The following is a 1,209-nucleotide window of genomic DNA, read 5'->3' as shown; positions in this document are numbered from 1 at the left end:
TTGCAAGACATCCAGGGCAGCGGCGTATTGCTAGAGTTAGCGCTCACCCCTCGTGAAGGCCCCAGCCGCACGTCGCCTGCATCCAGAAGTGTGCAAGACCAGGTGTTGGCCGAACTGCCCGACATCGCACCAGTGGAAGTGATCAGCCCCAGTGGACCCAAGAGCCGGCTCAACCAGGCGCTCACCTTTTCCAATCTGGTCGAAGGCTCGGCCAACCGCATGGCCCGTGCCGCGGCCATGCACGTGGCCGGCAGCCTGGGTCAGCTCTACAACCCGCTGTTCATTTACGGCGGCGTGGGTCTGGGCAAAACCCACTTGGTGCACGCCATTGGCAACCATTTGCTGGCCGACCGTCCACAGGCCAAAGTGCTGTACATCCACGCCGAGCAATTTGTGTCGGATGTGGTCAAGTCCTACCAGCGCAAAACCTTCGACGAATTCAAAGAGCGCTACCACTCGCTGGACTTGCTGCTGATCGATGACGTGCAGTTTTTCGCCAACAAAGAACGCACGCAAGAAGAGTTTTTCAACGCCTTTGAGGCGCTGCTGGCGAAGAAATCGCACATCGTGATGACCAGCGACACCTATCCCAAGGGTCTGGCCGATATCCACGAACGCCTGGTTTCGCGCTTCGATTCGGGTCTGACGGTGGCCATCGAGCCACCCGAACTCGAAATGCGGGTGGCGATTCTGATCAACAAGGCGGCGGTTGAAAACGCGGTCATGCCCGAGGAGGTGGCGTTCTTCGTCGCCAAGAACGTGCGCTCCAACGTGCGCGAGCTCGAAGGCGCGCTGCGCAAAATCCTGGCCTATTCGCGCTTCAACCAGAAAGAAATCTCGATCCAGCTGGCGCGCGACGCTTTGCGCGACCTGTTGTCGATCCAGAACCGCCAGATCAGCGTGGAAAACATCCAAAAGACCGTGGCCGACTATTACAAGATCAAGGTCGCGGACATGTATTCCAAGAAGCGCCCGGCCAGCATCGCGCGGCCGCGGCAGATAGCCATGTTCATCGCCAAAGAACTCACGCAAAAGAGTCTGCCCGAGATCGGTGAGCTGTTTGGCGGGCGGGACCACACCACGGTGCTGCACGCGGTGCGCAAAATCAGCGCCGAACGCCAGCAAAACACCGAGCTGAACCAGCAATTGCACGTGCTGGAGCAGACGCTGAAAGGCTGAACCGGTGTGGCGCCCCGCGCCCCCGGATGC

General features: G+C 59.7%; 1 protein-coding gene. It reads left to right on the top strand.

What is annotated here, in order from left to right; genetic code table 11:
- Positions 1–1,179, top strand: a 1,179-nt coding sequence (gene dnaA, locus ABYB95_RS23715; RefSeq protein WP_372662900.1) for a chromosomal replication initiator protein DnaA, incomplete at its 5' end; no start/stop codon positions are given.
- Positions 1,180–1,209 lie beyond the last annotated feature (30 nt).

It is taken from the genome of Hydrogenophaga sp. (genome assembly GCF_041633695.1).
Classification (GTDB): domain Bacteria; phylum Pseudomonadota; class Gammaproteobacteria; order Burkholderiales; family Burkholderiaceae_C; genus Hydrogenophaga.
This window is presented reverse-complemented; position numbering and strand designations above follow the sequence as displayed.